Source organism: Halomonas litopenaei, assembly GCF_003045775.1.
In the GTDB taxonomy this organism is placed as follows: Bacteria; Pseudomonadota; Gammaproteobacteria; order Pseudomonadales; family Halomonadaceae; genus Halomonas; species Halomonas litopenaei.
Genome location: NZ_PXNS01000005.1, coordinates 212,725 through 237,497, shown reverse-complemented (window position 1 = coordinate 237,497; position 24,773 = coordinate 212,725). Strand labels below are relative to the sequence as shown.

Genomic DNA, 24,773 nt, shown 5'->3' with positions numbered 1-24,773 from the left:
TTGCACCGGGTTTGTTCACAGCCCGCTTGTTCACAGAGTCTGTGGAAAAGTCTGTTGAAACGCCGCGGACGCATTGCTGTAACCCTGTTGCCACGCCCTCGACAACAGAGTGATCAATTCTTGACCAGCCCCGCCAGCCGGAAATCTTCGACGTGACATCATCTCCAGATGGCCTCCCCGCCCTGACCGCCGCCACTACCGCCGAACTGGACTGGCGAGAGGACGACAGCGGAATCAGCCCTCACTCCCGTGCCTTCGACGATGTGTACTTCTCGCGCCACGACGGTCGCGCCGAGACCGAGCACGTGTTTATCGCCGCCAACCGGCTGCCCCAGCGCTTTGCCGCCTGGCACGAGCAGCGCCCCTTCGTGATCGGTGAAACGGGCTTCGGCACCGGGCTCAACGTGCTGTGCGCCTGGCACAGCTTCGAGGCGCTGGCGCCCCCCGGGGCGCGGCTGCACATCGTCTCCACCGAGCGCTATCCCATGAGCGCCGAGGATCTGACTCGGGCCCTGGCAGGCCAGCCGGATCTGGCCGACAAGGCGGCGGCGTTGATTCGCCAATGGCCGGCGGCGGTCACCGGGGTGCATCGACTGGTGCTGTCGCCCCGGGTCATTCTCGATCTGCACCTGGGTGACAGCAGCGAACGCCTTGCGCTGCTCGACGGCCTGGTGGACGCCTGGTTCCTCGACGGCTTCGCCCCGTCGAAGAATCCCGAGATGTGGCAGCCTGCACTGTTCGCCGCGATGGCGGCGCACTCCCGTCCTGGCGCCACCTTCGCTACTTTCACCTGCGCCGGTATCGTCAAGCGCGGGCTCAAGGCCGCCGGTTTCACCTGGCGCAAGGTACCGGGCCACGGACGCAAGCGCGAGATGCTCGCCGGCGAGATCGACACGCCTCCCGACGATACCGGCAGACGTCACACCCCCTGGTTTCTCCCCCCTGAGGCGCGACCCTGTCGGCGCGTGGCCATCGTCGGCGCGGGCATCGCCGGCTGCAGCGCCGCCGAGGCACTGGCCCGACGCGGTGTCGAGGTCACCTTGATCGACGCTTCGCGACCCGGCAGCGGGGGCTCCGGCAATGTCCAGGGCGCGCTCTACGTGAAGCTCGCCGCCGACACCAACCACCAGAGCCGGGTCTATCTGGGCGGGCTGCTCTACAGCCAGCGCTGGCTTGCCCGGCTCGACCCCGAGCAGCGCCTGTGGTCGCCCTGTGGCGTGCTGCAACTCGGTGCCAACGAGCGCGAGGCCCGTCGTCAGCGACGCTTTCTCGATCACCACGGCCTTCCCCACACGGTGGTGCGTGGCATCGACGCCGACGAGGCCTCCAGCCTCGCCGGGCTCTCGCTGCCCCACGGCGGCCTTTACTATCCGCTGGCAGGCTGGGCCAGGCCGCGCGAGCTGTGCGAGCAGCTCGCCCGCACGCCAGGGGTGACCTTCGTCCAGGCCAGCATCGACAGCATCGAGCCTCTGGAGGACGGCGGCTGGCGTCTTGTCGGCAGCCACGCCCCGAAGGGCGATCACTCCAGCGTCGCCATCGAGGTGGATCAGGTCATCGTCGCCGCCGCCTATCGCTCGGCTGACTTCAGCCAGGTCACTGGCCTGCCGCTGCAGGCGGTACGCGGCCAGGTCAGCCGCGCGCCCCTGGCGCTCGAGGCCCCGGCGCCGAAGCGAGTGGTCTGCGCCGGTGGCTACGTGGCACCGCCGCTGGATGGCGTGCTGACCTTCGGCGCGACCTTTGCCCCGGGGCGTAGCGACAACGACACCCTCGACGAAGACCACCAGGCCAACCTGGAGGAACTCGACAGAACCCTGCCGGGCTACCTCGACCAGCTGCGCCAGGCCGGCCATCCTCTGGCGATAGAGAACCTCGATGGCCGTGGCGGTGTGCGCTGCGCAAGCCCCGACAAGACGCCCTACGCCGGCCCGCTGCCCGATCAGCCGGCATGGCTTCGCGACTACGCGGTGCTGGCCAAGGACGCCACCCGGGTGCCGGACGTCGCTGGCAGCCACCATCCCGGCCTGTGGATCAGCGCCGCCCACGGCTCACGGGGGCTGGCCAGCGCGCCGCTGTGCGCCGAACTGCTGGCCTCGCGGATCTGCGATGAACCGCTGCCGCTGGAAGCCCCCCTGGCCGACCACCTGCACCCGGGGCGGCGGCTGATCCGCGATATCGTCCAGGGCAAGCGCCAGGGCTAGCGACAGGGCTAGCAAAAGGGCGGGCTCCAGGGCCTGGCTATAGAGCTAGCTCCGGGGCTTGCACCAGGGCTAGCACCAGAGCTTGCTCCAGGGCTGGACGCGAGCAGCAACGCCCAGACGCCGACGGCCCGCCTTGAAGGCGGGCCGTCGTCTTTTTCACCCGCCGCAGCAAGCGTCAGGCGGCCTGGGACATCGGCAGATCAGATGTCTCCTTCTTCCTCGTCATCTGCGATGTCTCTGCCAAAGGATCGCCACTGGGCCAGGGTCAGCACCTCGGTGCTCTCGGTCTCGAGGTCGTGGGCGATGATCAGCTCCGAGCGCTCGAGCTGACCCTTGAGTTCCTTGACCCAGCCTTTCATGCCCTCGCCGGTGTCGGTGGTGTCGTAGCCCTGACGGGTGACGAAACTCTCGAGCAGGGCGTCCAGTGTCTCCCCGGGCAACATGCGATAGGGTACTTCGACGAAACGGCTCATGCTTGCTCCTCCGAACTCTCGGATTCCCACTCGTTCAGGCGCGCGAGGAAGGTCGCCTCGTCGATCACCTCGACCCCCGCCTGCTCGGCCTTGGCCAGTTTGCTGCCGGCACCGGGGCCGGCCACCAGGCAATGGGTCTTCTTCGACACGCTGCCGGCCACCTTGGCGCCCAGCGCCTGCAGGCGCGCCTTGCCCTCGTCCCTTGTCATGGTCTCCAGAGTACCGGTGAGCACCCAGGTCTGGCCTTCCAATGGCGTGGGGCGCTCGCCGACGTCGACCTCGTCCCAGTGCACCCCGGCGGCGATCAACGCCTCCAGCGTTTCGAGGTTGTGCGCCTGGTGGAAGAAGGTGGCGATATGGGCGGCCACCACCGGACCCACGTCGTCCACCGCCTCCAGCGTTTCACGGTCGGCCTGCTTGAGGGCATCGAGGTTGCCGAAGTGGCTCGCCAGGTTGGCCGCGGTGGCCTCGCCGACCTCGCGGATACCCAGGGCGTAGATAAAGCGTGCCAGGGTGGTGGCCTTGGCCCTTTCCAGCGCCTCGACCAGATTGCTGGCCGACTTCTCGGCCATGCGCGGCAGTTCTGCCAGTCGTTCGGCGGACAGGCTGAACAGGTCCGCCGGGGTCTTGACCCAGTCACGCTCGACCAGGGCATCGATCAGCTTGACGCCGAGGCCGTCGATGTCCATCGCCCGGCGCGAGGCGAAGTGCTTGAGCGCCTCCTTGCGCTGGGCGGCGCATACCAGCCCGCCGGAGCAGCGTGCCACCACCTCGCCCTCAATCCGCTCTATCTCGGACTCGCACACCGGGCAGCGCTCGGGGAAGACGATGTCCTGGCCGTCGCCTGCCGCCTCGACCACCCTGACCACCTGGGGGATCACGTCGCCGGCGCGGCGAATGGCGACCCGGTCGCCGATGCGCACGCCAAGCCTCGCGATCTCGTCGGCGTTGTGCAGGGTGGCGTTGGACACCGTCACCCCGGCCACGCTGACCGGATCGAGCCGTGCCACCGGGGTGATCGCCCCGGTGCGCCCCACCTGAAATTCCACGTCGGTGAGGGTCGTGGTCTGCTCCTGAGCCGGGAACTTGAAGGCGATGGCCCAGCGCGGCGCCCGCGAAACGAAGCCCAGCTCGCGCTGCAGGCGTAGCTCGTCGACCTTGATCACCACCCCGTCGATATCGACGTCCAGGCGCTCACGACGCTCCCCCAGGCGGCGGCAGTAGTCGATTACACCGTCCGCCCCCTTGACCACTTCGAGCTCGCGACTGACCGGCAGGCCGACCTCGGCCACCCGCTGCATCAGTTCGCTATGGGTGCTTGCGCCTGTGTCGGGCTCGAGGCGCGCTACCTGGTAGCCACGGAATTCGAGTGGCCGCGTGGCGGTCACCCTGGGGTCGAGCTGGCGCAGGCTGCCGGCGGCGGCATTACGAGGATTGGCGAAGACCTTGCTGCCCTGCTCACGGGCACGCTCGTTCATCGCCTCGAACTCCTGGTGACGCATGATGACCTCGCCGCGCACCTCCATCAGCGTCGGCGGCGTCTCGCCCCGAAGGCGCAGCGGAATGGACTTCAGCGTCTTCAGATTGGACAGGATGCCCTCGCCGGTACGGCCGTCGCCACGTGTGGCACCGCTGACCAGCACACCGTCTTGGTAGACCAGCGAGACCGCGGCGCCGTCGAACTTGGGCTCACAGCTGAACGACAGTGCGTCGGCGTCCAGCTCCATACGCTCGGCCACCCGCTTGACGAAGGCTCGTATCTCATCGTCATCGAAGGCGTTGTCCAGCGACAGCATGGGCAGCGCGTGGGTCACCTCGGGGAAGCCGTCGGCGGGCTTGGCACCGACCCGCTGGGTCGGCGAGTCGGGGCTCGCAAGCTCGGGATGCGCCTGTTCGAGCTCCGTCAGCCGACGCAGCAGCCGGTCGTACTCGGCGTCGGGCAGGCGCGGGTCGTCGAGCACGTGATAGCGGTAGTTGGCGTCATCGAGTTCGGTGCGAAGCCGCGCGACCTCGTCACGGGTCGAAGCATCGGTGGTCATGTAAACCCTTGTCCTGGCGAAGTGCGAAGTGCTGATGATCGGCCATTCTACCCCATGCCCGCCGGGAGAAAACCGCCAGACATCACCGCCCCCGACAGGCAACCCCGGTCCACCCCATCAAGACACAGAAGGAAAACGCAGACGGCCCCGTGTCTCCACGGGGCCGTCGCGTACCAGGCAGCGCCTGCGCGGTCAGTTCACCTGATAACGATGCAGGCGGTGGCGGCGCTCGAACTCCTGCACCCGCTGGCGGGCAAACTCCACGGTCTGGGCGGTCATCACGCTGTGATTCTCGTCCTTCAGCTCACCCCCCATATGGCGCACGATCACCATCGCGGTCTCGACCATGGCCTCGAAGGCCGCCGAGCTGTCCTTGGCGCTGGGCAGCGGCATCAGCAGGGTGATGCCAGGTGTGGTGAAGTCGTCCATGGCTTCGATCGGGAAGGTCCCGGGCTTGAGCACGTTGACCATGGAGAACTGCAGGGCGCTGCCCTCGTCCTCGGTCTCGAAGCGATGGAAGATGCCCATGTCTCGGCTGTAGCGCAAACCGCAGGCCATCATCAGCTCCAGCAGGGTCGTGCCAGGGAAGCCGTCCTCGTCACGGGACATCACGCTGATGACGATGATTTCCTCGGCATTGCTCAGGCTGTCACGGGCATGCTCGGCGTTGACGTCGTGGCGCAGGGCCTTCTCGAGCACCGGATGGGTGCGCACCCTGGAGTCTTCGGCATTGGCGTCCGCTGCTTCGTTAAATGCGGCTTCGTCATACGCGGCTTCGTCGTACGTGGCATCGTCGAACGAGGCTTCGTCTTCCATCGACGAGGCGCCACGCTGATCGGCAGCGGTCTGCCTGGCAAGCAAGGCTTCCTGACGGCGGCGCTCGGCCTCCTGGGCGGCCTGCTCCTGACGCAGCCCTTCTTCCTGCTGCCGCTGACGCTGCTGTTCGGCCTGATGCTGTGCCTGTTCGGCCTGCCGGCGAGCTTCTTCCTCGGCCTTGAGCTTGGCTTGTTCGGCCTTCTGCTCGGCCTTGAGCCGTGCCTTCTCGGCTCTTTCCTTCTCACGCTTCTCGCGTTCGATACGCTTCTGTTCCCGGCGTTCTCCCAGCGACTTCTGCAGCGAAGCGCCAAAACGATGCACGGAGGACCCCATGCGACGAGAGCGATCCTTCAACGAATCTCCCATCCCCTCGAAGTCCACCAGACGATACTGATCCTCGTCGAACTCCTCGTGGTCCTGTGGGTCCGCCGCCAGAGACGGCATGGCAGCGTCGCCGGGCTCGCTGGCGACGTCATCGTCACGACGCGCGCTCAAGCTGGGCTCGCGGCGCCCATCACCCGCGTCGGCGACATCGTCACGCACCGCGTGTTCGTCCTGGGCAGTCTTGCCGGTGGAGGCGTCAGCGTCCACCGGAGCGTCCATCGTCGTCTCGCTGGTCGCCCTTGGCTCCTCGCGGCTGTCGGCCGCCATGGGCTCGTCGGTCAGGGAGGACTGCTCGGCCACTTCTTCAGCGTTTTCAGCGTTCGGGGCCTGCGCGGGCGCTTGATCGACCCGCACCGACGGCTCTGCCTGTGCTGGAGTCGGTTCTGCCTGTGCTGGAGTCGGTTCTGCCTCGGCGGGCGCTTGTTCTGCACCCTCTTCTATACCCTCTGCCTGGGTGGGCTGCTCGGCCCGGGCTGCAGGTGCCGGCTGACTGGCTCGCGGGGCAACGGTGTCCGCCGGCCGGTCATTGGTCGACGATCCATCGGCGCGCTGGCTGTCCCCAGCCTCCTGAGCGCGACTGGCCTGACTGGAGCGGAATTCGGACAACACCCGGGATGGCCCGGGGTGCTCCTGGCGCTGCAGCTTGGGCTTGGGCTGAACATTGGAGAAGTCCGCAGGCCTGACGACCCTGGCCCCTCCATTGGGCAGCTCCCAGTTGATTTCTTCCTGGCGCGCACGCTCCTCGGGGTCGTCCTCTACCGAGGCCACCTCCCGACGCTCTGGCGCGCTGGGTCCGGGGCTCGCCGCCATGGCGGGTTCCTGATCATGGCGACTGCCATGACCACTGCCATAGCCGCTTTCGTAGCTACCGTAGCCACTATCGAGGACGTCTCCCTGCACCTCATCAAGGCGGGGAGTGCGACGTTGGCGCTGGAGGCGACGCGCCCCATCGATAACGATGAGGGTCACCAGTGCCAGCCCCAGAATGATCAGCCACTCTCTTAGTTCCATGGGTCGTCATGCCTTTGCTAAGGCGCCATGCCTGATGGTTGTCCGTCAACAGCATAGCGTGATTGCGAAAAAAAGGGCCACTTTTTTTATTTGTCAAGCGCCGGATTTTCTCCGGTCTTCTCGACAGTGCCCTTCGCATTCGCCCTTCCAACTCCCTTTGCTTACCTTGCCATGCAGTATCATGGTCTTACTTGGTAACCCTATTATAACCACCTTTCAAGTGCATCATGCTTCTGCCAGCGCGGCCGCCTCGTCCACGCCCACCGAGACCAGTCGCGAGACGCCAGGTTCCTGCATCGTCACACCCATCAGTCGTTCACCGGCCTCCATGGCGATCTTGTTATGGGTGATATAGATGAACTGAACGCTCTCGGACATTTCCTTCACCAGCTTGGCATAGCGCCCGACATTGGCATCGTCCAGGGGCGCATCCACCTCGTCGAGCATACAGAACGGCGCCGGGTTCAACTGAAAGATGGCGAATACCATGGACAACGCCGTCAGTGCTTTTTCTCCCCCGGACAGCAAATGAATCGTGCTGTTCTTCTTGCCCGGAGGTCGCGCCATGATGGCCACCCCGGTTTCCAGCAAATCATCGCCTGTCAGGGTCAACCATGCGGTTCCACCACCGAAGACTCGCGGGAAAAGCGACTGCAGGCCGGCGTTGACCCGCTCAAAGGTATCGCGGAATCGCATCCGCGTCTCCTGATCAATACGTCGGATCGCCTTGTCCAGGGTTTCGAGGGCCTCGTTCAGCTCGGCCTGCTGCGCTTCGAGATAGTCACGCCGCTCGGCCTGCTGCTCGTACTCCTCGATGGCGGCCAGGTTGATCGCCCCCAGCCGGCGAATCTTCTCGCCCAGCTCCTCCAGCCGGGTCTGCCAGGCGGACTCGGTGGCATTGGGGTCGAGCCCTTGTGTCAGAGCCTCGGCATCGTGGCCAAGTTCCCTGAGCTGCTCATCCTGGGTCTCGGCCTTCAGCGCCAATGCCTGAACCTGCATACGCGCCTCCTGCAGACGCTCGCGCACGCCATCGAGATTTCGCTCGTGGCTCTGCCGCGCCTGCTCGTCGTCGCGCAGGCGCTCGACCAGCGCCGCCGCCCGTGCCCGCGACTCATTGAGCTGGCGCTCCTCCTGCTCGCGCCGGTGCAACAGCTCATCGAGACGCTCGCGACGTTCCTCATCCGGCTCATGCAGCCCCTCACGCGCTTCCTCGAGTTCGGCCACCCGCTCCTCCAGGCGTGAGCGGGTATCCCCCGCGCGCCCCTGCTGCTCGGCCAGGCCAGCACGCTCGGTGGTCAACCGCTGGTGCTCCAGGGTGAGCTGCTGGGAGCGCTCGCTCAGCGGACGCTGGCGGGTACGCAGCGAGGCCAGCCGCTCGCGCGCCTGGGTGCGCTCGCGCTCGAGACGCTCGCGTACCTCGGCGCCCTCTTCCAGCCGGGCCATGGCGCTCTGCCACTGCTCGCGCATTTCCTCGATGGCCAGCCGCGCTTCCTCGTCGGCTTCGGCCAGGCCCTCGAGCTCCTCGTGGATCTCGGCGCCGCGACTGGACAGATGCTCAAGCCGGCTGGCCAGACCATTGTCCTGAACCGCCAGTTGCTGACGCGCCTGATCCAGCTCACGCTCCGACAGCCGCAGTTGCTCGAGCCCCTGCTCGGCCTGATCGACCAGCGCCTGGGCACCTTCGCGGGCCTGCTCGACTGACGCCAGCCGCTGTTCCTGCTCTGCCAGGGCGGCACTTGCCTCGTCCAGCCGGGCACGGCTCACCAGCAACGCATCCGGCCCATCTCCCTCGCCCCGCTGGCGCGCCCAACCAGGGCCTAGCCACAGGCCGTCGGCGGTCACCAGGCTGGCCCCCGCCTCGAGCCGATCCTGTGCCTGCCAGGCCTCGTCACGGGAGGCCGCACAGCGAATGCCGGCGAGCCACTGCGCGGCCGCACCGGCGCCCTTGACCCTCGCCGCCAGGCTGTCGCCGGCAGCGTCGACGCTGGCCTCTGAATCGAGCAGTGCCAGTTCGGCGGCAAGCGGCGAGGCCATCACCTCACGACAGTGACTCGACGACGCCATGCGGGCCCTGAGCCAGGGACCCAGCACCCAGGACACCGTCTCCTCCCAGCCGGGCTCGACATTCAGGCATTCGCCCAGGCGTGGCGCCTCGGCAAGGCCATGCTCGGCCAGGTGCCGGTCCAGGCTTTCGTCGTGGTCGGCCAGGGCCGCCTCGATCAGCGCCTCCAGCGAGGCGATCTCGCCACCCAGGGCGCTGTGACGGGCAAGCGCCTGCTCGCGCGCGCGGTCATGTTCGACAACCTCGCGACGGTTGGCGTCGCGCTGCTCGATCAGCCGTTCACGACGCTCCTCGAGCTCCTCGGCGCGGGCCTCGTGCTCGGCCAGCTGACTCTTCACTTCTTCGCGCTGAGCGCTGAGGCCGGCCAGGTCCGGCAATTCATCGAGCTGCTGACGGCGCTTGGCACGGTCGGCGGCGATGCGCTCGAGCCGAGCTTCCAGCTCACGCAGGCGGTCCTGGGTGCGTTCGGCCTCGTGGCTGTCGCTGCGCCAGCGTTCGTTGAAGGCCTCCCATTCGGCGTCGGCTTCCTCCACCGCGGGCTCGGCCTCCTCCAGCGCCGCTTCCAGCTCTGCCAGTTGCTCGGCCAATTCTTCCTGCTCGGGGCCGAGGGTCTCCAGGCGATCCTCGAGGGCCAGCAGGCGCTGACTGTCGTCCTCGCCGAGACGATCGAGCTCCTCGAGCTCGCGGCGGGCACTCTCGAGATCCCGCGCCAGCTGCTGATCGCGGGAGCGGGTGTGTTCGAGCTCCTGCTCGAGGCGGGCGATGGCGGTGGTGGTCTCGTAAAAGCGTGCCTGGCGCTGGTCGAGCTCCGAGGCCAGGCCATCGTGCTCGGCGCGGGCCTCTTCCAGCCGGGTCTCGCACTGGCGCATGCCGAGCACCTCGCGCTCCACCGCGGTCTCGAGCTCGCGCACCCGGGTGTCCTGCTCGGTCTGGGCGGCACGCAAGGCGCGTCCGCGCAGCAGTGCGAGTTCGCCCTTGACCCGGTGCTCTTCTTCTTTCAACGACTGGTAGCGTCTGGCCGCCTCGGCCTGACGCTTGAGCCGCTCGAGCTGCTTGTCCAGCTCCTCACGGATATCGTCGAGCCGGTCCAGGTTCTCCTGGGTGCGACGCATGCGATTTTCGGTCTCGCGACGGCGCTCCTTGTACTTGGAGATACCGGCGGCCTCTTCCAGGGTGGCGCGCAGCTCTTCGGGACGCGCCTCGATCAGCCGCGAGATCATGCCCTGGCCGATGATGGCGTAGGAGCGCGGCCCCAGGCCGGTGCCCAGGAATAGGTCGGCGATGTCGCGTCGGCGACACTTCTGGCCGTTGAAGAAGTAGCTGGACTGGGCGTCCCGGGTGACCTGACGCTTGACCGAGATCTCGGCGTACTGGGCGTAGACCCCGCCCATGGTGCCGTCACGGTTGTCGAAGGTCAGCTCGATGGAGGCCATGCCCACCGGCTTGCGCCCGGTGGAGCCGTTGAAGATGACGTCGGTCATCGACTCGCCACGCAGGGTCTTGGCCGAGGATTCGCCCATGACCCAGCGTACGGCGTCGATGATGTTCGACTTGCCGCAGCCGTTGGGACCGACGATGGCGGTCATGTTGCCGTCAAAGGGCACCGTGACCGGATCGACGAAGGACTTGAACCCGGCCAGCCGGATCGACGTCAGACGCATGGACTATTCAATCACTCGATCGATGATAAGCGCGACAGGATCCATGTCCGGGCCGCCTACTGCAACCCCTTGTCGTTCACCCATGAGATCGCCGGCCTGGGGCTGGGCCTGGCCGCTGGACGATACCCGCGCCAGCAGACGCACCTCATCGACCTGCGCGAGGCTTGCCATGGGCGACATGGCATCGCTGGCGTCAAGGGTCAGGCTGGCCGGCAGGTCGGCCAGGGTCAGGCGCTCGATGGCCAGCGGCGGCAGCTTGCCTTCGCTGTCCCGTGCCACCACGAACACTGTGGTCTCCGGCGCCAGACGCCCGACCAGTTCGTCGGCCAGCGACAGGCTGACCAGCACATTGCGCTCGCTCGCCGCAGGGGCCAGGCGTTGCTCGGCCTGGGCGACGCCCTGGCGCATGGCCTCGGACAACGGCGAGTCGTCTGCCGTCGACAGACCGCGCCGCCAGAAGCCCAGGGCGCCCTGGTAGTCGTCCTGCTGGAAGGCCTCGACCCCCAGAAACCACATGGCCGAGGGCAGATTCGGCGCCTCGCGACTGGCCTCCCGGGACAGCGCCAGAATGCGATCGTCGAGCCGCCCTTCGTTGATGAAGTACTGCATCTTGGCCAACTCGCCGATCCACCAGGGTGAACGCCCCTCCAGCGCAAGCACACGCTCGATGGCATCGCTGGCCTCGGCGTAGGCGCCGCTGTCGCGGTAAAGCGGATACAGCGTCTGCCACACGCGAGGGTTGTCGGGTTGGCTCTCGGCCTGCTGCTCGAGGCGCTGGATCATCAGCGCGAGGCTCGCCTCGGGGTCGTTGCGTACCTCTTCGATGGCCTGATACAGCACCAGGTCGCCCTCGGCGCCCTCCCAGCGGTACCACAGCACGCTGACCACCACCACCGCCACCAGCACCAGCGGCACCGCCAGCTTGCCCGCAGCGGCAGACTTCAGCGGCGAGCGCTTGAGCCGCTCGGTGTCATCGAGCAGGCTGCGCTGGAGTTCACTGAGATCCTCGTCGAAGCGTGCTGCGTCGATGTCTCCCCGAGACTTGGCCGCTTCCAGCGACGCCACCCGACGACGATAGACCGCCACGTTCTGGGCGGCGGCGTCATCGCTGTCCTCCAGCGCACGTTGCAGGCGCTCCACCTTCGCCGCACGGCGCAGGGGCAGGATCAGCAGCCAGGCCGCGAGCAGCAGCAGAACGGCAAAGGCCAGCCATAACAGGGTCATGCGGATCCCTCTCTATCGATCAGGTCGTCCAGGCGCGCCTGCTCCTCGGCGGACAGCCTGCGTACCTGGGTGCGTCGCCGTGAGCGGATGATCAGCCACAGCACCAGGGCGCCGATGACGACCAGCGCGCCGGGCAGCCCCCACAGCAGCAGGGTGCGCCCCTCGAGACGCGGATTGTAGAGGACATAGTCGCCGAAGCGCTGGACCATGAAGTCGATGATCTCCTTGTCCGAGCGGCCGTCCTGAAGCTGGGCGTAGACCCGCTCGCGCATGTCGGCGGCGATCGGCGAGTTGGAGTCGCCGATGGCCTGGTTCTCGCACTTGGGGCAGCGCAGGGTGGCGGTCAGCTCCTGATAGCGCTTTTCGGTCACCGGGTTGTCGAAGCCGCGTACCTCGATGGCTTCCGCCCGAGCGTCGAGCGCAGCGACAAGCATCAACAGCGCCAGCACCATGCCCGCCAGCCAGCCAAGGCCCGAGCCAGGCAGGTTACGTGCACGGGCGCTGCGGTCGTCGCCGCTAGCGCGGGTGCGGGCGCTGGAACTGATAGCGCGGGTGCGGGCGCTGATAGCGCTCGAGCAGCACAGATCGATCAACGCCATTTTTCCACCTCCGGCAAGATGATCTTCTCCACATCGTCGGCGGTGATATAGCCGGTGTGGTGGTAGCGAATGATCCCCTCGGCGTCTACCAGGAAGGTCTCGGGAGCGCCGTAGACGCCGAGATCGAAGCCGAGGGTACCCTCGGGATCGAAGATATTGAACTCGAAGGGATTGCCGAACTGGGTCAGGAAGGCGCGTCCCCTGGCTCTGCGCTCGCCGTCGCTGGCACCTTCTTCCTTGTAGTCGACCCCGACCAGGCGTACCCCGCGCTCGGCCAGATCCAGAAGCTGCGGCATCTCCTGACGACAGGTCGGACACCAGCTGCCCCAGACATTGACCAGGGAAAGCTCGCCGGACAGTGCGTCCTGGCTCACCCGGCGCTCGGGATCCTCGAGGGTCGACAGCTCGAAGTCCGGGAACTCCCTGGCCATCAACGCGGATTCCCTTTCAAAGGGGTTGATCGACAGCCCCTGATAGAGAAAGATTCCGAGCGCCAGAAACAGCACCAGCGGCAACAGCAATAGAAGTCGACGTTTCATGCACGGGTCTCCCTGGCCGTGACGACAATGACAGGAGCGAAGGCCAGCGGCTGACGATCTTTCATGATGCATTGGCCTCCCTGGCCGTCACGACAGGTTCGGGCTCACGTACGCTCAAGCGGCGACGGTAGCGCCTGTCGGCGACGGCGATGATGCCACCGGCGGCCATCAGCAGCGCGCCCAGCCACAGCCAGCGCACGAAGGGCTTGATCTGCACCCTGAGCGCCCAGCTGCCGTCGTCGAGCTCCTCGCCCATGGCCACGTAGAGGTCATGGAACAGGCCAGGCCGCAGCGCCACCTGGGTCATCGGCATGCCGCGCGCGATGTACAGGCGCTTCTCCGGGTGCATCTCAAAGCTTGCGCTGGCGCCCTCTCGGGTCACCTCGATGGTGGCCGCGTCGGAGACATAGTTCGGCCCACGACGCTCGTCCAGCGCCGTCATGTGAAAGCCGATGCCGTTGACCTCGACGCGGTCACCGACATTCATGCGCACGTTGCGCTCCACCGAATAGTTGGACACCAGGGCGACCCCGATGATGGTCACGGCAAGCCCCAGATGGCCGAGCACCATGCCCCAGTAGGCAGGCGTCAGGCGCTTGAGGGCGCCAAGGCGCGAGCCGGCTCGGGAGGTCTTGCCCCACAGGTCACGCACCAGCGACAGCACCAGCCACAGCGCCGCGACCAGGCCCAGCGACGCCTTCAGGTTCCACTGCCCGGTGTAGACCAGCGGCGCCGCCACGCCGATGACCAGAGCGCCGAGACCGGCGATCCACAGGCGGGTCAGCAGCTCGCGCCCGGCCATGCGCTTCCAGCGGGCGCTGGGGCCAAGCCCCATGAACACGCAAAGCAATACGGTCAGGGGCACGAACAGGGCGTTGAAGTAGGGAGGCCCCACGCTGATCTTGCCCAGGTTCAGCGCGTCGAGCAGCAGCGGATAGACGGTCCCGAGCAGCACCGTCACCGTCATCACCACCAGCAGGATGTTGTTGACCAGCAACAGGGCATCGCGGGATACCCAGTTGAAGCCGCCGGGCTGGCTGACCCGTGGCGCGCGCAGGGCGAAGATCAACAGTGACAGGCCCACGGTGATGCCCAGCAGCACCAGAATGAACAGGCCCCGCGAAGGATCATTGGCGAAGGCGTGCACCGAGGTCAGCACCCCTGAGCGCACCAGGAAGGTGCCCATCAGCGACAGCGAGAAGGTGGTGATCGCCAGCAGCACCGTCCAGCTCTTGAAGGTGCCGCGCTTTTCGGTCACCGCCAGGGAGTGGATCAGCGCGGTGCCGGCGAGCCAGGGCAGCAGCGAGGCGTTCTCCACCGGGTCCCAGAACCACCAGCCGCCCCAGCCCAGTTCGTAGTAGGCCCACCAGCTACCGAGCGCGATGCCGACGGTGAGAAAGGCCCAGGCGATATTGGTCCAGGGGCGCACCCAACGGGTCCAGGCGCTATCCAGGCGTCCGCCCAGCAGCGCAGCGATGGCAAAGGCGAAGACCACGCTGAAGCCCACGTAACCCATGTACAGCATCGGCGGATGGATGATCAGACCGACGTCCTGCAGCAGCGGATTGAGGTCGGCGCCGTCGGCGGGGATATTCGGCAGCGAACGCTCGAAGGGGTTGGAAGTGATCAGCACAAAGGCCAGAAAGCCCACGCTGACCAGCCCCATCACGCCGAGCACGCGCGCCACCATGTCCGGTGGCAGCCCCCGGGAGAAGCAGCCCACGGCGAAGGTCCAGACTCCGAGGATCAGGCTCCACAGCAGCACCGAGCCTTCGTGGTTGCCCCACACCGCGCTGAACTTGTAGTACCAGGGCAATAGCGAGTTGGCGTTGTTGGCGACGTTGACCACGCTGAAGTCGTCGAGCATGTAGCTCGCCGTCAGACAGCCGTAGGCGATCAACAGAAAGGCCAGCTGGCCCGCCGCCATCGGCCGCGCGTAGGCCATCCACAGCGGGCGCCGAGTGGCAGCCCCGGCCAGCGGCAGCACCGCCTGCACGCAGGCCATCAGCAGCGCCACGATCAGCGCGTAGTGTCCGATTTCCGGAATCATCTTGATCAGCATGGATTCACCTTGGCCCGCCTTCCGTCCGCGTCAGTCCACTGGCGCCTGGCTCTGCGACTGAATCGCGTGGGCCCATGGGCCCGGAACGCCTGCGTTATGGTCGATTGACCCTGTCTCCTTCTGGCTCGAAGAAGCGCCTTCGGCCCTGCCCCCTCGGGCAAACAAGACCCCGCACCACGGAGCCCTGTTGTCGGGATACCTTTTTTGTCGATGCACGCAGCCTACTGCGACGTGCCTGGGCCCGCCTGCTTGTAGTCTGCCGGCGAATAGCCGGCGTCTTCCAATGCCTCGGCGACCTCGGGCGGCATATAGTTCTCGTCGTGCTTGGCCAGCACCTTGTCGGCCGCGATATAGCCGTCGCCGGTCAGTTCGCCGACCACCACCACGCCCTGCCCCTCGCGAAACAGGTCCGGCAGGATGCCGCTGTAGCGCACCTCGACATCGTCGACGTAGTCGGTGACCACGAAGCTGACGTCCAGGCTGTCACTGTCACGATGGACGCTGCCTTCCTTGACCATCCCGCCGGCACGCAGCTGCCGGTCCACGGGGGCTTCTCCGGCGGCAATCTGCACCGGGCTGAAGAACAGGTTGATGTTGGAGCGCAGGGCGTACAGCGTCAGTCCCACCGCCACCGCACACAGCGCCACCAGTCCAAGCACCAGCAGCATCTTATTTCGGCGTTTAGCCCTCATCTTGATCCTCCGAGGGGGAACTTGCGACCGCGGCGTCACGCCTCAGCCGGCGGCGCAAGGTGCGCCGAACACCGCGGCTTTCGCCGCGAACCAGAATCACGCTCAACAGCAGAAAGCCCAGGGTCGCACCCCAGGCGGTCCACACATAGGGGCCGTGGCTGCCCATGCTGACCAGCTCGGCCAGCGACTCGAAAGCCATCATGGACGCTCCTCGAACAGCTCTTTCACCCAGCGCTTGTGGCCTTCACGGCGCAGGATCTCGGTACGGGTGCGGGTCAGGGTGAAGGCCGCGAAGAAGGCGTAGAACCCCAGCACCATGATCAACAGCGGCATCCACATCTCGACCGGCATCGCCGGGCGTTCGGTGATGGTGAAGCTGGCGGGCTGGTGCAAGGTGTTCCACCACTCCACCGAGTACTTGATGATGGGTATGTTGATCACCCCCACCATGGCCAGCACCGACGCCGCCTTGGCGCCGCTCTGGGGGCGGGCGAAGGCGCGCCGGATCAGCATCACGCCAAGATACAGAAACAGCAGGATCAGCATCGAGGTAAGGCGGGCGTCCCACTGCCACCAGGTGCCCCAGGTAGGCTTGCCCCAGACCGACCCCGACAGCAAGGCGATGGCGGTCATGGCGGCGCCCAGCGGCGCCATCATCGCTGCCGCCATGTCGGCGATCTTGATCTTCCAGACCATGAATACGAAGCCGGAGGCGGCCAGCGCCAAGAAGATCGACTGGGCCAGGAAGGCCGCAGGCACGTGCACGTAGATGATGCGAAAGCTGTTGCCCTGCTGGTAGTCCGCCGGAGCGAAGGCCAGCCCCCAGACGCTGCCGACCAGGATCAGCGCCAGCGCCAGCGCCCAGCACCAGGGAGAGAGACGCGCGGCTATGCCGTAGAACCAGCGCGGCGATCCCAGCTTGTGAAAGAAGGCCCACATGAGCGTTGTACCTCGATCAACCTTGAATTCGTGATGGCCACGACGGCCCGATCAACCATGGATACTGATGCGCAGCGACGCGGCAATGGCCACAGGAGCCGCCATCAGCGCTACCGACAACAGCGCGCCGATCACCGCCAGGTGCCCAAGCCATTCCCCGCCGCCCAGCGCCGCGCCCATGGCGCCGGTGCCGAAGATCAGCACCGGCATGAAAAGTGGCAACACCAGAAGCGACAGCAGCATGCCACCACGCGCCAGCCCCACCGTCAGCCCTGCGCCGATGGCACCAATCAGGCTGATGCAGCCACTTCCCAGTGCCAGGGTCGCGCTCAGCGCCAGGTAGCTGCCCTGGGGCAATGCCAGCAGCACCCCCAGCAAGGGGGCCATCAACGCCAGCGGTAGCCCGGTGGTCAACCAGTGCACGGCGACCTTGGCCAGCACCAGCAGCGACAGCGGGTGCGGTGCAAGCAACAGTTGCTCCAGGGTGCCGTCCTCGAAGTCGCCACGAAACAGGCCGTCCAGCGACAGCAGTGCCGACAGCAAGGCGGCCACCCACAACACGCCAGGGGCGATCAGCGCCAGGCGTTCGGGTTCCGGCGAGATCCCCAGTGGAAACAGGGTGATCACCATGGCGAAGAACACCAGCGGGGTCAGGGCGTCACCCGGTCGACGGGCGACCGCCGTCAAGTCACGGCGGAAGGTGGCAGCCATCGCGCGGCCAAGGCCATCACCGGCCTCTCTGACCGGCTCGGCGGCTTCGATCGACCCAGACATCGGCGTGTTCATGAAGCCACCTGTCGTTGTCCGTCCATGGTCAGCCGGCGTACGCCAGGCACATTGGACAGCGGATGGTGGGTGGTGACCAGCACCGCGCCGCCGCTGGCGGCATGGCTGGCCAGGCGGCGCTCCAGGGCGGCCACGCCGGCCACATCGATCGCGGTAAAAGGTTCGTCCAGCACCCACAGGGCACGGCGACTCGACACCAGACGAGCCAGGGTCACCCGGCGCTTCTGGCCGGCCGATAGCTGGGCGGTGGGGACGTCCTCGAAGCCGGCCAGGCCGACTTCGGCCAGGGCCGCCTCGAGCTCGGCATCGGGGCGCCCCTCGCCCCCCAGCGCCTGATACCAACGCAGGTTTTCCAGGGCACTCAGGTTGGCCTTGATACCCGGGGCATGGCCCAGATACAGCAGGTTGGCCAGCAGGTCGGCGCGGGCGCGGGGCAGCGCCCGCCCCTGCCAGCGCACCTCTCCATCGACGTCGGCGATCTGGCCGCACAGGATCTTCAACAGCGTGGTCTTGCCACTGCCGTTGGGTCCCTCGACTCGGAGCACTTCCCCCGCCTTGAGGACAACATCCAATCCTCGAAACAACCAGCGGCCATCGCGCTCACAGGCCAGTTGTCGGGCTTCAAGACACAGACGCAAAGGGCACTCCACAACCAGGGACGGGGCAGCAAATCACGCACAGACTTTACACCGATTGCACTACCCGAACCAGACAGCCAGCGCAGCTGACAGCCGCAATCGCACAGGCAATGCACCTTTCGTTGATCCATGGCACTTGCACGAGCGGCAAGGCCTGCTATCTTTCACATACTGTATGAATCGACAGTACCAAGATCCCTCGACGTTGACACCAATCGCCACCCGCTACTCCATCCCGTGACAGCCCGACCCTCACAACAAGGGAGACCCCGCGCCATGGATATCGCGACCTGCCAGTTCCTCGAACGCCTGCCCAACCTGCCCATCGCCGACAGCTGGGCACCCGTCGACTCCACCTCGGATGCCCTGGTGGAGGTCCCCCTGCTGGGACAGGTATCCGCCGGCATGCCGATCGAGGCCTGCCTGGACAACGCCACCCTGCAGGTGCCATCGCGCATGGTCAGGCGCAACACCTACGCCCTCAAGGTGTGCGGCAACTCGATGATCGATTGCAATATCTTCGACGGCGATGTGATCATCATCGAACGCCAGGAAAGCGCCGAGAACGGCGAAACGGCGGTGGTGATGATCAATGACCAGGAGGTCACCCTGAAAAAGCTCTATATCGAGAAGAATGGTGTTCGCCTGCAGCCGGCCAACGAGACCATGCCCCCGATCTACCTGAATAACAGTGACATCCGTGTGCTGGGCCTGGTCATGGGTGTCGCCCGCCAGGAAGAAATGGCCGCCTGATGCGCTACCCGATACCCGAGCTTGCCCCCGGTGAGTGGCACGAAAGCGAGATCGAGGTGGAAAAGAGCCGCTTTATCGCCTGGGTGGCCCACGCCCCCAAGGTGGCGGACTTCGAAGCGCTGCTGGCCGAGGCTCGCAGGCAGCATCCCAATGCCAGCCATCATTGCAGCGCCTACATCGCAGGCCCGCCCGGGGAGCAGGTGCACATTGGCTTCTCCGATGACGGAGAGCCGGGCGGCACCGCCGGCCGACCGATGTTTCAGGCACTCGATGGCGATGGCATCGGCCAGGTGGGCGCGGTGGTGACCCGCTACTTTGGCGGCACCAAACTCGGTACCGGCGGACTCGCCCGCGCCTATACCCAGGCGCTGGTCACGGCGCTGGAAAGCCTGCCCAGGGGCGAATGCATCGAGCGCCGCCCACTCAAGATACGGGTCGACTTTGCCGGCGAGGCCGACGCACGGCAGTGGTGCCAGGGGCAGGATATCCCGGTGCAGGCGGTCGACTACGGGGCCGAAGGCGTCACCTTGACCCTGGGCTGGCCCAGTGAACGGTCCACCGACCTGAGCGAGCTCAGCACTCGCCTCAAGGGCCGCATCGAGTCCCTGGACCATCAGGCAGGCTAGGCCCGCTCGATGCTAACGTCGAGGGAGCCTCCAGCCCCGTCTGTTCCGCCTCCGGGACCGGTCCGACGCGACCCCTGCTAAAGCGGCCTCTCCAGGACGGCGTGTTCGTCCTTGGTGAGAGCGTCCTCTCCAGACGAGACAGCGTCTTCACCGATATAGCGTCTGCGCTTGTCGGCCTTGAGCCGTGCCACGTCCACCACCACCAGGCCATCGATGCAGTAGCCGAAGGCGGTATCCACGCCGAAGGCCTTGAAGCTGACGCCGCCAGGTTCGGCCACCTCCACGTATTGCTTGTAGAGCGCCGGCACCCCCGCCCCCATGGCCTGCAGTGCGCCTTTCAAGCGCTGAAAGTCCTCGCCGGCATCGTTGCCGGCGAACAGCCGATCCGCCTCCTCGCGCCCGGCGCGCGACATCGTGCACACCGCCTTGGCCCGGATCGGGCTGTCACCGTCCCCGTGGTAGTGCCGGTAGTAGCTGACCAGCAGGTCCTTGGCCAGGGGCGGTAGATGATTGGGAATGGTCACCGGCCCGAACAGCCAGCGCACCTCGGGATGATGGCGCAGGTAGGCGCCAAGACCATGCCAGAGATAGTCGAGACTGCGACGTCCCCAGTAGCGTGGCTGGACAAAGCTGCGGCCCAGCTCCAGCCCGTGGCGCCAGCGATCCATCGGCGCCTGTTCGAGATGAAAGATGGTGGCGCTGTAGAGCCCTTCGATGCCTTTGCTATCGAGGATGCGCCCGACCTCACCGAGACGATAGGCCCCGGCGATTTCCAGGTCACGATCGTCCCACAGCACCAGATGACGATAGTGCTCGTCGTACTCGTCCAGATCCCGCTTCTGGCCGGTGCCCTCGCCGACCCGGCGAAAGGCAATTTCACGCAGCCGCCCGATCTCCCGCATCACCGCAGAGTCGGGACGATGGTCAAACAGCAGGATCTGCTTGCCGTCAGGCGTCCTGCCCAGCACCTCGGCGTCGACCAGCTCCTCTCGCAGGTGCTGGCGATTTTCCGGATGGGCGATACCGGCCTCGGAGACAAACACGCCCTTGCGTCCCCGCCCCAGACGGTAGACGTGCTTGCGCAACAGCTTGAGCTTGGCGACGGTGGCCAGGTCCTCGCGGTCGAAGCGTGACAGCGGGATCTCGCCCCCCACCTTGAGCGTGATGTGCCGCCCTTTCTGGCGAAACATCTCGTGGGGCAACAGCAGCGTGCCCAGCGGCGAGTACAGCGAGGCCAACGAATAGAACAGCGAGGAGTTGCGACCGCCAACGTGCACCGGCAGGATCGGCGCATTGGTGCGCCGGGCCGCGTGCAGGAAACCCGACAGCCAGTTGCCGTCCTTTACCCCCTTGGGCCCCGCCCGCGACACCTCGCCGGCGGGGAAGACGATCACCGCCTGTTCATCGTCGAGGGCATCAACGATGCCCTGCAGGCTCTTGCGAAAGCCCCTGCGCGACAGGTTGTCCACCGGCAGCAGCAACGGTGCCAACGGCGAAAGCTGCATCAACAGATCATTGGCGACGATCTTCACGTCAGGGCGTACATCCGCCACCATGCGTACCAGCGCCAGCCCATCCAGAGCACCGAGGGGATGATTGGCGACGATCACCACCCTGCCGGCGACCGGAATGTTGTCGCGATCACGCGACGACAGCGAATAGCCGAAGTTCAGCTGATCGAGCACCGCGTCGATGAACTCGAGCCCTCCGGCGCGGCGATGACGCTCGAGAAAGGCATTGATCTCGCGCTCGTGCACCAGCCCCTTGAGGCCGGCGCTCAACAGGCGGCGGCACCAGGCTGGCCAGCTCTGTGCCTTCGGCACCTTGGCCATCAAGGCCTTTTCGACATCGATCATGCCCGTCCTCCGTCGGTGGCAATAGCCGCCAGACTAGAAAGCGCGCATGACAGCACCGTGGCGATCGCGTGTAAGCGGGATGACGGGCTCGACCAGAGTCAGCTACAAAAGCAGCGCCCCCACCTGGCGGCGGGGGCGCTGCGTTCGGTCAAACCTGGGCTGCGGGCCCGGATGACTCTACTCCCGGGTCTTGATCACCATCCCGGGACCATCATGTCGGGGACCCGATCATCATCCCAGGTACTTGATCATCACCCCGGCGGCTACCGCCGAGCCGATGACACCAGCAACATTGGGTCCCATTGCGTGCATCAGCAGGAAGTTGTGGGGATTGGACTCGAGCCCCACCTTGTTGGACACCCGCGCCGCCATGGGCACCGCCGAGACACCGGCGGAGCCGATCAACGGGTTGATCGGATGCTTGCTGATGAGGTTGAGCAGCTTGGCCATCAGCACACCGCAGGCGGTGCCGATGGCAAAGGCCACCATGCCGAGCCCGAGGATGCCCAGGGTCTCCACCGCCAGGAAGCGGTCGGCCATCAGCTTGGAGCCCACCGACAGTCCGAGGAAGATGGTCACGATGTTGATCAGGGCGTTCTGCGCCGTGTCCGAGAGCCGTTCGACCACCCCGCACTCACGCATCAGGTTGCCGAAGCAGAACATCCCGAGCAGCGGCGCCGCATCCGGCAGGAACAATACCACCAGGATCAGCAGTGCCAGCGGAAACACGATCTTCTCGAGCTTCGACACCGGACGCAGCTGGGTCATGGCGATGCTGCGCTCCTTCTGGGTGGTCAACGCCTTCATGATCGGCGGCTGGATCAACGGCACCAGCGCCATGTAGGAGTAGGACGCCACCGCGATGGCACCCAGCAGCTCGGGGGCCAGGATGCTCGAGACATAGATCGAGGTCGGACCGTCGGCTCCACCGATGATGCCGATGGCCGCAGCCTGGTTGAGGCTGAAGTCCATCCAGCCCATGGCGGTCATGCCCACCGCCCCGATCAGGGTCACGAAGATGCCGAACTGGGCGGCGGCGCCGAGGAACAGGGTGCGCGGGTTGGCCAGCAGCGGACCGAAGTCGGTCATCGCGCCGACCCCCATGAAGATCACCAGCGGCGCGATACCGGAGGCGATGGCCACGCTGTAGAACTGATACAGCATGCCATGGGAATAGCCCCCATCCATGGCCAGGTCGTTGGCGGTGCGAAGCAGCGCCGGCGAGATATCACCGTGCAGCGTCTCGCTGATGGCGTAGCGCCAGGTATCCACGTCGGCGCCAGCCGGCAGGCTGGTGCCGAGCGCCTGGGCCATCTGCGCCAGCAGCTCGGGACGGCCCAGGTGGGCCGCCTGCTCCGCCGCCGACAACGCCAGCCCTGCCTCGGGAATATTGGCCAGGATGCCGCCGAAGCCGATCGGCACCAGCAACAGCGGTTCGAACTTCTTGGCGATGGCCAGCCACAAGAGCAGCAGGCCCACCACCAGCATCACCGCCTGGCCCAGGGTCAGGTTGTACAGCCCGGAGCCGTACCATAGGGTCAGAATCTTCTCCATGGGAGGTCCTTAAAGCACGATCAGGGTGTCGCCGACGGAGACGCTGTCGCCCTCGGCGACCTGGACGTCAGACACGGTGCCGGCAGCGGCAGCGCGGACCTCGGTCTCCATCTTCATCGCCTCGAGGATGACCACCACGTCACCCTCGGCCACGCTGTCGCCGGGCTTGACGTTGACCTTGAAGATGTTGCCGGCCAGCGGTGCATCGATGGTCTCGCCGGAGGAAGCTGCCGGCGCCGCCGGTGCAGCGTCAGAAGAGCCAGCGGCGGGCGCTTCCTTGACCTGGGAAATGTCGCCACCCTCGGCGACCTCGACCACGTAGGCGGTGCCGTTGACCTTGACGGTGTAGGTCTCGGGTCCGGCGGTACCAGCCTTGGCCGCCGTCGCCTTGGCGGGCGCAGCGGGCGTCGCCGCCTCGACACTGGGCGCGGGTTCGAAGGCGTCGGGGTTGTCACGGTTCTTGAGGAACTTGAGCCCGATCTGCGGGAACAGTGCGTAGGTCAGAACGTCGTCTACCTGACGCTCGCCTTCGGCCAGACGGATGCCGTCATCCTTGGCCTTGGCGGCCAGCTCATCGGTCAACCGCGACATCTCGGGATCCAGTCGATCCGCGGGACGCTCGGTGATCGGCGAGGCACCGTCCAGCACCCGGCTCTGCAATTCGCTGTCGAAGTCCGCCGGCGCAGCGCCGTACTCGCCCTTGAGCAGCGCCTGCACCTCCTTGGAGATGGACTTGTAGCGCTCCCCCATCATCACGTTCATCACCGCCTGGGTGCCGACGATCTGGGAGGTGGGGGTCACCAGCGGAATATAGCCGAGGTCTTCACGGACCCGGGGAATCTCCTTGAGCACCTCGTCGAGACGATCACCGGCGCCCTGCTCCTTCAACTGGCCTTCCATGTTGGTGAGCATGCCGCCCGGCACCTGGGCCACCAGAATGCGCGAGTCGATACCCTTGAGCGAGCCCTCGAAAGCGGCGTACTTCTTGCGCACCTCACGGAAATAGGCGGCGATATCTTCCAGGGCCTCCAGGTCCAGGCCGGTATCGCGCTCGGTGTCCTTGAGCATCGCCACCAGCGATTCGGTGGGGCTGTGGCCGTAGGTCATCGACATCGAGGAGATGGCGGTATCGACGTTGTCGACGCCTGCCTCGGCGGCCTTGAGCGCGGTCGCCGATGAAAGCCCGGTAGTGGCGTGGCAGTGCAGATGGATGCGAATATTCAGCGCCGACTTGAGTTTGGTGACAAGCTCGAAGGCGTCATAGGGAGTCAGAAGCCCCGCCATGTCCTTGATCGCCAGGGAGTCGGCGCCCATGTCGGCGATGGACTTGGCTAATTCCACCCAGCTATCCAGGGTGTGCACCGGGCTCTTGGTGTAGGAGATGGTACCCTGAGCATGGCCATCGTTGGCCTTGACCGCCTGGATCGCACGCTCGAGGTTACGTGGGTCGTTCATCGCATCGAACACGCGGAAGACATCGACCCCGTTGGTCTTGGCGCGCTCGACGAAGCGGTCGACCACGTCATCGGCATAGTGGCGATAGCCCAACAGGTTCTGGCCCCGCAGCAACATCTGCTGGGGCGTATTGGGCATGGCTTCCTTCAACGCCCGTATCCGCTCCCACGGATCTTCGCCGAGGTAGCGGATACAGGCGTCAAAGGTGGCGCCGCCCCAGGATTCCAGCGACCAGAAGCCGATCTTGTCGAGCTTCTCGGCGATGGGCAGCATGTCGTCGATACGCATGCGGGTGGCAAACAGAGACTGATGGGCGTCGCGTAGCACGACATCGGTGATGCCTAGCGGGCGTGCAGATTCGCTCATGGCTGGGTCCTTATCGTTATGAAGCGCTTTGTCGAAATTC

At 66.1% G+C, this 24,773-nt stretch carries 19 protein-coding genes; 3 read left to right on the top strand and 16 right to left on the bottom strand.

What is annotated here, in order from left to right; all coding sequences use genetic code 11:
• Positions 1-152 precede the first annotated feature (152 nt).
• Positions 153-2,198, top strand: a complete 2,046-nt coding sequence (gene mnmC / locus C6W88_RS09875) for a bifunctional tRNA (5-methylaminomethyl-2-thiouridine)(34)-methyltransferase MnmC2/FAD-dependent 5-carboxymethylaminomethyl-2-thiouridine(34) oxidoreductase MnmC1 (protein WP_108132335.1) — start codon at positions 153-155, stop codon at positions 2,196-2,198.
• Between the two features lie 200 nt (positions 2,199-2,398).
• On the opposite strand, the gene C6W88_RS09870 is transcribed toward mnmC, so the two are convergent.
• From C6W88_RS09870 to ccmA, 13 genes are all read right to left on the bottom strand, one after another.
• A complete protein-coding gene (locus C6W88_RS09870; RefSeq protein ID WP_045991106.1) occupies positions 2,399-2,671 on the bottom strand; it encodes a YheU family protein in 273 nt (90 codons plus the stop codon).
• Complete coding sequence (ligA, locus tag C6W88_RS09865; protein ID WP_108132334.1) at positions 2,668-4,710, bottom strand: NAD-dependent DNA ligase LigA; 2,043 nt, start codon at positions 4,708-4,710, stop codon at positions 2,668-2,670. The genes C6W88_RS09870 and ligA overlap by 4 nt, the downstream gene beginning before the upstream one ends.
• Positions 4,711-4,902: 192 nt before the next feature.
• Positions 4,903-6,921 (bottom strand): cell division protein ZipA, encoded by a 2,019-nt coding sequence (gene zipA, locus C6W88_RS09860; protein WP_108132333.1) that lies wholly within the window; start codon positions 6,919-6,921, stop codon positions 4,903-4,905.
• Positions 6,922-7,146: 225 nt separating this feature from the next.
• Positions 7,147-10,644 (bottom strand): chromosome segregation protein SMC, encoded by a 3,498-nt coding sequence (gene smc / locus C6W88_RS09855; protein ID WP_108132332.1) that lies wholly within the window; start codon positions 10,642-10,644, stop codon positions 7,147-7,149.
• A gap of 3 nt (positions 10,645-10,647) precedes the next feature.
• Positions 10,648-11,868, bottom strand: coding sequence for a c-type cytochrome biogenesis protein CcmI (gene ccmI / locus C6W88_RS09850; RefSeq protein WP_108132331.1), 1,221 nt, complete (start codon positions 11,866-11,868; stop codon positions 10,648-10,650).
• Positions 11,865-12,467 carry a cytochrome c-type biogenesis protein gene (locus C6W88_RS09845; RefSeq protein WP_308812416.1) on the bottom strand — a complete coding sequence of 201 codons (603 nt, stop codon included), beginning with the start codon at positions 12,465-12,467 and terminating at the stop codon, positions 11,865-11,867. Before C6W88_RS09845 ends, ccmI begins: the two co-directional genes overlap by 4 nt.
• Positions 12,458-13,006 carry a DsbE family thiol:disulfide interchange protein gene (locus C6W88_RS09840; RefSeq protein WP_108132330.1) on the bottom strand — a complete coding sequence of 183 codons (549 nt, stop codon included), beginning with the start codon at positions 13,004-13,006 and terminating at the stop codon, positions 12,458-12,460. Before C6W88_RS09840 ends, C6W88_RS09845 begins: the two co-directional genes overlap by 10 nt.
• 61 nt (positions 13,007-13,067) lie before the next feature.
• Positions 13,068-15,068 carry a heme lyase CcmF/NrfE family subunit gene (locus C6W88_RS09835; protein ID WP_108132329.1) on the bottom strand — a complete coding sequence of 667 codons (2,001 nt, stop codon included), beginning with the start codon at positions 15,066-15,068 and terminating at the stop codon, positions 13,068-13,070.
• 221 nt (positions 15,069-15,289) lie between these two features.
• Positions 15,290-15,760 carry a cytochrome c maturation protein CcmE gene (gene ccmE / locus C6W88_RS09830; RefSeq protein ID WP_045991113.1) on the bottom strand — a complete coding sequence of 157 codons (471 nt, stop codon included), beginning with the start codon at positions 15,758-15,760 and terminating at the stop codon, positions 15,290-15,292.
• Positions 15,750-15,962, bottom strand: a complete 213-nt coding sequence (ccmD, locus tag C6W88_RS09825) for a heme exporter protein CcmD (RefSeq protein WP_231498600.1) — start codon at positions 15,960-15,962, stop codon at positions 15,750-15,752. The genes ccmE and ccmD overlap by 11 nt, the downstream gene beginning before the upstream one ends.
• Positions 15,959-16,699 carry a heme ABC transporter permease gene (locus C6W88_RS09820; protein ID WP_108132328.1) on the bottom strand — a complete coding sequence of 247 codons (741 nt, stop codon included), beginning with the start codon at positions 16,697-16,699 and terminating at the stop codon, positions 15,959-15,961. The genes ccmD and C6W88_RS09820 overlap by 4 nt, the downstream gene beginning before the upstream one ends.
• 51 nt (positions 16,700-16,750) lie before the next feature.
• Positions 16,751-17,485, bottom strand: coding sequence for a heme exporter protein CcmB (ccmB, locus tag C6W88_RS09815; protein WP_045991115.1), 735 nt, complete (start codon positions 17,483-17,485; stop codon positions 16,751-16,753).
• A complete protein-coding gene (gene ccmA / locus C6W88_RS09810; protein WP_108132327.1) occupies positions 17,482-18,123 on the bottom strand; it encodes a cytochrome c biogenesis heme-transporting ATPase CcmA in 642 nt (213 codons plus the stop codon). The genes ccmB and ccmA overlap by 4 nt, the downstream gene beginning before the upstream one ends.
• A gap of 276 nt (positions 18,124-18,399) precedes the next feature.
• On the opposite strand from ccmA, the gene lexA reads away from it, so the two are divergent.
• Together lexA and C6W88_RS09800 are read left to right on the top strand one after the other, a co-directional pair.
• Complete coding sequence (gene lexA / locus C6W88_RS09805) at positions 18,400-18,876, top strand: transcriptional repressor LexA (RefSeq protein WP_108132326.1); 477 nt, start codon at positions 18,400-18,402, stop codon at positions 18,874-18,876.
• Positions 18,876-19,502 carry an IMPACT family protein gene (locus C6W88_RS09800; RefSeq protein ID WP_108132325.1) on the top strand — a complete coding sequence of 209 codons (627 nt, stop codon included), beginning with the start codon at positions 18,876-18,878 and terminating at the stop codon, positions 19,500-19,502. The genes lexA and C6W88_RS09800 overlap by 1 nt, the downstream gene beginning before the upstream one ends.
• A gap of 77 nt (positions 19,503-19,579) precedes the next feature.
• Here the strand turns inward: C6W88_RS09800 and C6W88_RS09795 are convergent, their stop codons facing one another.
• From C6W88_RS09795 to oadA, 3 genes are all read right to left on the bottom strand, one after another.
• The gene (locus C6W88_RS09795; protein ID WP_108132324.1) at positions 19,580-21,358 is read right to left on the bottom strand and encodes a bifunctional ornithine lipid synthase OlsF; all 1,779 of its coding nucleotides are present in this window, start codon (positions 21,356-21,358) and stop codon (positions 19,580-19,582) included.
• Positions 21,359-21,589: 231 nt separating this feature from the next.
• Positions 21,590-22,912, bottom strand: coding sequence for a sodium ion-translocating decarboxylase subunit beta (locus tag C6W88_RS09790; protein ID WP_108132323.1), 1,323 nt, complete (start codon positions 22,910-22,912; stop codon positions 21,590-21,592).
• Between the two features lie 9 nt (positions 22,913-22,921).
• Positions 22,922-24,733 carry a sodium-extruding oxaloacetate decarboxylase subunit alpha gene (oadA, locus tag C6W88_RS09785; RefSeq protein WP_108132322.1) on the bottom strand — a complete coding sequence of 604 codons (1,812 nt, stop codon included), beginning with the start codon at positions 24,731-24,733 and terminating at the stop codon, positions 22,922-22,924.
• Between the last annotated feature and the right edge of the window lie 40 nt (positions 24,734-24,773).